Origin of the sequence: Methylobacterium sp. EM32, assembly GCF_040593685.1 — a bacterium.
Lineage (GTDB): Bacteria > Pseudomonadota > Alphaproteobacteria > Rhizobiales > Beijerinckiaceae > Methylobacterium.
The window spans coordinates 1-6532 of the sequence record NZ_JBEXZS010000105.1 but is presented as its reverse complement, the minus strand read 5'-3'; the positions used below and the strand labels follow the sequence as shown (position 1 = coordinate 6532).

At 68.2% G+C, this 6532-nt stretch carries 7 protein-coding genes, 2 pseudogenes and 1 other annotated feature; of the genes and pseudogenes, 4 read left to right on the top strand and 5 right to left on the bottom strand.

Annotated features, from left to right (window positions below; translation table 11 throughout):
* A pseudogene (locus ABZT49_RS15195) lies at positions 1 to 710 on the bottom strand (IS3 family transposase); the annotation flags it as partial.
* Positions 291 to 429 (bottom strand) — a sequence feature (AL1L pseudoknot). Its footprint overlaps the pseudogene before it by 139 nt.
* Positions 711 to 808: 98 nt before the next feature.
* On the opposite strand from ABZT49_RS15195, the gene ABZT49_RS15190 reads away from it, so the two are divergent.
* A complete protein-coding gene (locus tag ABZT49_RS15190) occupies positions 809 to 1174 on the top strand; it encodes a hypothetical protein (RefSeq protein ID WP_355286864.1) in 366 nt (121 codons plus the stop codon).
* 42 nt (positions 1175 to 1216) lie between these two features.
* On the opposite strand, the pseudogene ABZT49_RS15185 reads toward ABZT49_RS15190, so the two are convergent.
* Both ABZT49_RS15185 and ABZT49_RS15180 read right to left on the bottom strand, forming a co-directional pair.
* Positions 1217 to 1360, bottom strand: a pseudogene (locus ABZT49_RS15185) (hypothetical protein); the annotation flags it as partial.
* A gap of 668 nt (positions 1361 to 2028) precedes the next feature.
* Positions 2029 to 2400, bottom strand: a complete 372-nt coding sequence (locus tag ABZT49_RS15180; RefSeq protein ID WP_355286863.1) for a hypothetical protein — start codon at positions 2398 to 2400, stop codon at positions 2029 to 2031.
* 122 nt (positions 2401 to 2522) lie between these two features.
* Here ABZT49_RS15180 and ABZT49_RS15175 point away from each other — a divergent pair, with 122 nt between their 5' ends.
* The 3 genes from ABZT49_RS15175 (at position 2523) to ABZT49_RS15165 (ending at position 3897) form a co-directional block, all read left to right on the top strand.
* A complete protein-coding gene (locus ABZT49_RS15175) occupies positions 2523 to 2681 on the top strand; it encodes a hypothetical protein (RefSeq protein ID WP_355286862.1) in 159 nt (52 codons plus the stop codon).
* Positions 2682 to 3119: 438 nt separating this feature from the next.
* Positions 3120 to 3353: a hypothetical protein gene (locus ABZT49_RS15170; RefSeq protein WP_355286861.1), complete on the top strand. Its 234-nt coding sequence runs from the start codon at positions 3120 to 3122 to the stop codon at positions 3351 to 3353.
* A gap of 136 nt (positions 3354 to 3489) precedes the next feature.
* Complete coding sequence (locus tag ABZT49_RS15165) at positions 3490 to 3897, top strand: hypothetical protein (RefSeq protein WP_355286860.1); 408 nt, start codon at positions 3490 to 3492, stop codon at positions 3895 to 3897.
* Positions 3898 to 3901: 4 nt separating this feature from the next.
* Here ABZT49_RS15165 and ABZT49_RS15160 read toward each other — a convergent pair whose 3' ends face one another.
* On the bottom strand, positions 3902 to 5638 hold the full coding sequence (locus ABZT49_RS15160) for an HWE histidine kinase domain-containing protein (protein ID WP_355286859.1): 1737 nt from the start codon (positions 5636 to 5638) through the stop codon (positions 3902 to 3904).
* 106 nt (positions 5639 to 5744) lie between these two features.
* Positions 5745 to 6532 (bottom strand): ATP-binding protein (locus ABZT49_RS15155; RefSeq protein ID WP_355286858.1); only part of this gene is annotated, 788 nt, incomplete at its 5' end.

Below are 6532 nucleotides of genomic sequence, written 5' to 3'. Positions count from 1 at the left end.
TTGACGCGGTCGAGGGGGCAAGCTGCGCCCGGGTCGGAGATCGTGGTGCGCACGCTCCTGCCCCGCACCACCCCCGCCAAGCCCAATCGGCGCATCAGCCCCGCCACCGTGCATCGCGCGGTCACGATCCTCTCCCGGGCCAGTTGCCGTCAGATCTTCCGCACGCCGTAGACGCAGAAGTTGGCCTCGAACACGCGCTGGATCTCGATCATCAACGCGGCGTCGCTGCGCGCACGAACCGGTTGCTTCCCGGGATCGGCACGCCGGGCGGCGTGCATGTAGTAGGTCGACGGGGCGATCGGCAGCACCCTGCAGATCAACCTCATCCCGAGCCTATCGAGGGACGACCCCATAGACCTCCCGATGATTGTCGATGACGCTGATCATGGCCGAGACCGGCGGTCGAGCTCCGCCATGGCAAAATACGCACTGGCCTTGCGCAGGATCTCGTTGGCTTGGCGTAGCTCGCGAACCTCTCGCTCCATCGCCTTGATCCGCTCGCGCTCGTCCATCGTCTGGCTAGGACACACGCCCTGATCACGCTCGGACTGGCGCACCCAGTTCCGCAGCGTCTCGCCCGAGCAGCCGATCTTCGCGGCAATCGACTGGATCGCCGACCACTGCGAGCCGTGCTCGCCTTCATGGTCGCGCACCATCCGCACCGCGCGCTCGTGCACCTCAGGCGAAAAAGGGGTTGTTCGCTTCGTCATGGCTCCATCCTCTCAGAAGGGGGAGCCTCCGGGAAACCAGGGGCGGTTCACGCCGCTCGTCGAGGCGGATCTTGCTTTTGCGGGTGCGGGTGCCAGGAATGACCACGCTGAATGACCACGCTGATGCTCTGGTGGCGCAGATCCTGGCGCAGCCATTCGGCATCGCAGCCCTTGTCGGCGATCAGTCAGCGCACGCGGCCAGACGCCTTTTGTTGTCGAGGCTCGATTTGGATCTACATCGAGAGGCCGCGCTGATTCTGCTACCAGATACAATATTCCTGACATCAATAGTAGCCCATATATTTCATCATATCGCCATTGTATCGGTCAAACAAATCGATGTGCGGCGATATTTCTTTGATCGCATCTTCGTTGTTGCCGCTTCTAAAAAACAAAGGGGCGTGTTGATGCAGTACATCGAATTTGATATCGAACCCTCTAAGTTTTTCTGCTCCAATGAATGATCCCACTTTTTCTATAACGACATTGACATCTGAAACCATATCTTCGTACTTGACCAGCAGAGTGTTGGGACGGTTGATTGGGTCCCACGAGCGCACGTGTTCCGCCCAAGAGCTTGGCCAAGCCATGCCAGCGATGATCTTAGGTAAGTCGATGTTAGAACCCTCGAAGGATTGCAGAAAGTGCATATAAGACACTACTGACGATCTTCCGTCTCTGGCAATATAAATTGATTTATTCTCATCAATATTAAGTTCGTGTGTTTTTACAATGTCAATGTCATTGTTGGGGTGAGTATTACCATCGGTGTTGCCGATATGTTCTAACAAAGCAGGGTTTATCAAATTTTTTTGCCCTCCGGATAAATTGACGATGCTTCGATACCAAAACACTGCCGCATGATTATCCGCATGAATGTATTCCCAGACCTAGGGTACGAAGCAAGCCAAATTTTCATTGTATTCTCCGATCGTGGCCGACGCACCGTGACAAAAAAATTAGCGTTGTGCAACTGTAATCGCTATCACGGATAAATATCGCTCCTGTCGTTCATCGCTGCGAAGTCCCATGCACCTGACGAGCTGTTCGGAGCAAATCGGGGGCAGATGGATCACCGGGATCCACATTCTTCCCTGTCGAGCAGTCCTGGCTTCGGGTGCGTGAGTGCTCGTGCAGCTCACGGCCGATGGCGCCGACGGGCTTGAGGTTGGCAGGAGGGGGCACGGCCTGCCTCTCGTCACGGGACGAATCACTTGACGCAAGCCCCTTTCATCCAGCTGCCTCGCCGCCTGCCCCAACAATGCCAGCGCATGCCAGAGGATCAGGGCAGGAGCGAGGGCGCGGTCGGCTGAAGCGCTCATCCGACCGACACCGACAGGATTGCCGTCTTCACGGCATTCCACCGACGGGCCGGTGTCGCACCCTCACCCGCGATCTCCTCCTCTGACCACCAATGTGCCGGGACGGCCGCGGCGACGCCGAGACGCTCCTGCCCGACCTCCGGCACCAGCCGGCGTCCCCGGATCGCGAGGTGGGCTGCGACCGCGGCATCGCGCGCGCCGGTCGGGATGCTTCTGCGGGGAGGCGCCGCCGGTCGTCGCGTGCTCTCCCAGATCGGGATCCTCCCGGACATCGCGATCGGTCCGGTCCGGTTGGCCGTCCACCGCCCGAGCATTCTCCACTCGGCCATGACCGCGTGGAGGTCGGCCGCCAACGTCACAAGGATCACGCAGGCGCATCCGTGGATCGTGCCTGCGACGGGTGTTCCACGCCGAACGGCCGCAGCGTGTCGTGCGCCGCCCCCGATCCACAGTAACCAAATATTAACGATGACGGCGCAGTGGGCGATCCATGTACTCGCAGCTCTGCCGCTACGGCTGGCGCCCGCTCGAGGCGGTCGGCCACATCGCCTTCGGTCTCGCCCTGCTCGGCCTGGGGCTCGCCTGCGCGGGGGCGGACCTCCTCGGCGGCTGGGAGCAGGCCGCCCGGCTCCTCACCGGCGCGGGTTGACCCGCCGCCGCCGCAGACCGGGCAGACCTCGCGGCCGCATCGGCCTCGCGCCGCAAGTTCCCGCCGGTCTCTCGGTCGGCCCGCGGACGTCGTCGAGGACCGGGATCCCGCCGTCGTTTCGGTGAGTCCGCCGCGTCGCAGACGGCGTGCTGTCCCACCGCCCGTCGATCCGGCGGTGGCGATGGCCGGTGACGGTTCCGAACCGATCCAGGTTGCATCCCGCCTGCGAACTGCTACGCTTAGGCTGCCCGCACGCAACGCGTGACCGGCCGACTGGATCAGCGTGCCGCTCGCGAGCGGCGCCATCCCCGATCCCGAGGCGCAGGCGCCTCTCGTCCCGACCGGACGCGCGTGCCGCGTCCCTCCGGCCGTGCCGCCCGTCGCTCCCGTGCCGGGCCCATGCGCATGGCCGCCCCAATCCGGAAAGGATCCGACGCGATGATCGATCACCGACGCCGCCTCCTGAACCGCGCCGCCCTCGCGGCGGAGGGCCGCATCACGCTCCGGCGCGAGCCGGACCGGGCCTGGCCCGGCGACCACAGCCGGCTCTGCGCCCTGGAGAATGACGGCCATCTGCTGTTCCTGGGCGAGCAGCCCGGCCCGTTGCCCGGCGGCGCCTCGGCCGCCTGGCGCATCACCGCGCAAGGGCGCGCCACCCTGCGGCAGGGCTGAGGCCGGGCGGCCCGACTCACGTGCCAGTGCGCGCCCCCACAAGGGCTTAGGGCCGCACCGGCGCTTCAAAACCCGCCTGTTCGCGCCTACATTGGGAGGGTAGGGCCACGGCCCGGACCGGCCGCCGAGGTGAGCGATGGACTATGTCTGCGACGTCCCGGGCGGAAAGACCTGGTTCCAGATCGAGACCGAGGCGGAAGCGATCCAGGAATCGGCCCTGATGGGTCACGCCGTCGAAAAGCACTTCCGGCAGGCGCAAACCCGGGCAGAGGCCTCCTACGTGCCGCCCTCCGGCCCGTTCATCGAGCAGCAGATCGGCCTCAAGGCGCATCTGCGCCGGACCATGCCGCGCTTCTTCACCCTGCGCGACCCGGAGGGCAACGGGCTCGCCACCGCCATGGTGCCGTGGGGAGCGGGCTGCCCGATCGTCGTCGGCATCGGCAACCGCGATCCGTACGTCGAGCACGGCGAGGCGATCCGGGTGCTGGCGACGCATCTCGGTATCCCGCTCGACCGCGGCCGCTGCTACCCGTACGGTCGATGACAGGTCACGCCGCCTCGGTCCGGGCCGCGAGCGGTACAGCGATCCGGCAGGCGAGGCCGGCCTCCGCGTAGTCGAGGCGGACCTCGCCGGCGAGCTCCCGCTCCAGGCTGGTGCGGATCAGCCGCGTGCCGAAGCCCGTCCGGGCCGGCGGCGCCACCGGGGGACCGCCGCTCTCGCGCCAGCGCAAGGACAGCATCTCCGTGCCGGCCTGCCGGTCCACCTGCCACGCCACCGTCACCTGCCCGGTCTCGACCGAGAGTGCGCCGTACTTCGCCGCGTTGGTGGCGAGCTCGTGGATCGCCATCCCGAGGGGCAGGGCCACGGCGGGGGTGAGGGAGACGGGCGGTCCCTCGAGGCGGATGCGGTCGGCCCGGCCGCCGGCATAGGGCTCCAGCTCCGCCGACAGGATGCCGCGCAGGCCCGCTCCCTCCCAGTGGTTGGCGGTGAGGACGTTGTGGGTCTGGGACATCGCCAGGAGCCGGGATTCGAAGCTGCCGGTGAAGTCGTCGAGGGAGGCGGCGCTGCGGGCGGTCTGGCGCGCCATCGACTGCACGGTGGCGAGGGTGTTCTTCACCCGGTGATTGAGCTCGTGGATCAGCAGCTCCTGGCGCGCATCGGCTGCCCGGCGCTCCTCCTCCTGCTGGCGCAGGGTACGGGCCGCGGCGGTGAAGGCGTGGCTGATCGCCTGCGCCTCGCGCACGGCGGAGACCGGCACCTCGACCGGTTCGCCCCGGCCGAGCGAGGCAGCGGCGACCGCGAGGCGGCGCAGGGGCCGGGCGAGCAATCCGGCGGCGAACCAGCCGATGCCCGCCGCCACCGTGGCGACGACGAGGCCCCAGAGCAGGATCTGCCGGCGCAGCTCCGTCACCGCCGCGAAGGCGGTGCCGGCGTCCTGGCGCACCAGCACGCTCCAGCCGAGGCCCGGGAAGCCGCGATAGCCCCGGGTCGGCCGGTAGCCGGTGAGGTAGCGCCGGCCATCCGGCCAGGTCTCGGCCTCGGTGCCGGCGTGGCCCGCCCGCGCCGCCGCGACGCTCGGCAGATCCGGCGGCAGGCCCGCGCGGCGCAACGAGTCCGGGCCGAGCAGTACCGTGCCGTCGCGGGCGAGCACCAGGGCGGTGACGTCGCGCGCCCCGGCCGAGGTCTCGCGCAGGGACGCCTCGACCCCCCGCGCCCAGGCCCAGTCGAGATGGCCCGAGACGACCCCGACGAGGCGGCCGTCGTCGCCCCGGACCGGGGCGGCGATGTCGAGCACCCGCGGCGGGTCGGCAGGGTCGCGGCCGGGCGTCAGCCGCGCCAGCAGGAGGGCGTCGTGCACGTCGCCGACGAAGGGCCCGAGCTGCCCTTTCGTGAAATACTCCCGGTGCGCGACGTCGATCCCTTCGAGCGCGCCGGTGCTCGTCGCCGCGACCGTGCCGGCGGCGTCGATCAGCCCGATGATCGCGTAGTCGGGATAGGTCTCCTGCGCCCGCCGCAGCACCCGGCGCTTGCGCTCCACCGGCGCGTCGGGATCGCGGATGGTGTCGTTCTCGGCCAGGATCACCATGTCGCGCCAGCGCTCGAACAGACCGCGGTCGAGCCGGCCCGCCATGGTGGTGGCGACGTCGGCGAGCTCGGATTCGATGCGCGCCTCGAGCCGCTGGCTCGCCACCCGGGAGGCCACCAGGGCGAGCACCAGGGTCGCCACCAGGCCCGAGGCCCCGAGACCGAGGGCCAGGAAGACGCGGAGCGGCGGTTGGGGCAAGGGGAATCCGGGTCTTCGTCTCGGCGGGGACGGCCCCGTTCGGGGTGGGCCGAATCCTACCCTACAGCAAACGGCGCGAGAAAGCCTCGCCGTTTCCGGTCCGCCGTCAGTCCCGTCCCGGCTCGATCATCGCCCGGACCTTGGCGGCGAAGGCGTCGATCGAGAAGGGCTTGGTGATCATCCGCATGCCGGGCGCGAGGTGGCCGTTGCCGAAGGCGGCGTTCTCGGCGTAGCCGGTGATGAACAGCACCCGCAGGCGCGGGCGCGCCGCCAGGGCCTCGTCGATCATCCGGCGGCCGTTGAGGCCCGGCAGGCCGACATCGGTGACGACGAGGTCGATCCGCCCGGGCGCCTCGAGAAGGCGCAGGCCGGTCTGCCCGTCGGGCGCCTCGATCACCCGGTAGCCGAGCTCGGTCAGGGTCTCGCCGATCAGCGCCCGCACGGTCGAATCGTCCTCCACCACCAGCACCGTCTCGCCGTGCTCGGCCCGCGGCACCGGCAGGCCCTTGGCCGGCGCCGACTCGTCCGCGGCCCGGCCGAGATGGCGAGGCAGGTAGAGCTTGACCGTCGTGCCGTGGCCGACCTCGGAATAGATCCGCACGTGCCCGTCGGATTGCTTGGCGAAGCCGTAGATCATCGAGAGTCCCAGGCCCGTGCCCTGGCCCAATGGCTTGGTGGTGAAGAACGGGTCGAAGGCCCGCGCGATCACCTCCGGCGGCATGCCGGCGCCGGTATCGCTGACGCCGACGCAGACGTACTGCCCTGCCCGAACCCCGATCTCGCTCGCGACGTAGGAATCGTCGAGATGGGCGTTGGCGGTCTCGATGGTGAGGCGCCCGCCCTCCGGCATCGCGTCGCGGGCGTTGATGGCGAGGTTGAGGATCGCGTTCTCGA

Excerpts from the sequence above, each read along its gene's own strand:
- ABZT49_RS15170 (WP_355286861.1), top strand. The coding sequence starts at position 3,120 with ATGATCGATCACCGACGCCGCCTCCTGAACCGCGCCGCCCTCGCGGCG.
- ABZT49_RS15165 (WP_355286860.1), top strand. The coding sequence starts at position 3,490 with ATGGACTATGTCTGCGACGTCCCGGGCGGAAAGACCTGGTTCCAGATC.
- ABZT49_RS15190 (WP_355286864.1), top strand. The coding sequence starts at position 809 with ATGACCACGCTGAATGACCACGCTGATGCTCTGGTGGCGCAGATCCTG.
- ABZT49_RS15175 (WP_355286862.1), top strand. The coding sequence starts at position 2,523 with ATGTACTCGCAGCTCTGCCGCTACGGCTGGCGCCCGCTCGAGGCGGTC.